At 73.2% G+C, this 716-nt stretch carries 1 pseudogene; it reads right to left on the bottom strand.

The features are described from left to right. A pseudogene (locus FGD71_RS34875) lies at positions 1–561 on the bottom strand (amidohydrolase); the annotation flags it as partial. Positions 562–716 lie beyond the last annotated feature (155 nt).

The raw sequence follows: 716 nt of genomic DNA on the forward strand, positions 1-716 counted from the left end.
GCCCGCGGCCCCGCGCACCTCGCCCGGGCCGGGCGGCTCGGGCGCGAGCGCCAGGCCGTGCCGCGCGCCCGCCACCGACGTGAACGCCACGGCGTTCGCTGCCGCCGCGTGCACCGATTCGGCGAGATTGGCGAGGAACGACTCGACGGTGCCGGAGGTGTCGGCGACCTGTTCGGCGAGCAGTTCCAGACGGACGATCTCGTGGGCGTCAGCGGCCCCGGCCGAGGCCATCTCCCCCGGACCGGTCAGGTCGCCCGGCAGACCGGTGTCGACCAGAAAGGTCGTGATCCCGCTGCCCCGCAGCAGCCTGCGGCCCGCCTCCAGAACGCCGAGTTCGCGGCGTCGCGCGAGATAGTGGGCCGGCGGACAGTGCGGCTCCAGGCCGAGGAGCGGGGGGCACCAGCGGCGTACGGCGAACCCGGCCTGGGTGTCGAAGAAGGTGGTGCCCGCGGCGGGCGGGCCCTCGCCCCGCGCGAGGTGGGCCTCGAAGGTACCGAGGCCCAGCTCTGTCCGCAGCACGCCATGGCAGTACTGGTCCACCAGGGACGGTGTTTCGATCATCCGGGCTCCCCCGCGAGTGGACCATGTCTCTTCAGGTCCTAACGGGTGAGCCGGGCATCAGGTTGCTTTCTCCGTGCACGGCGGCCAAGCGTTGTTTTTCGCCCCCGCCGCCCCTACCCGTCCCATCCCGTACCTGGGGGCTCCGCCCCCAGACC

The organism is Streptomyces sporangiiformans, from assembly GCF_005768555.2.
GTDB lineage: Bacteria > Actinomycetota > Actinomycetes > Streptomycetales > Streptomycetaceae > Streptomyces > Streptomyces sporangiiformans.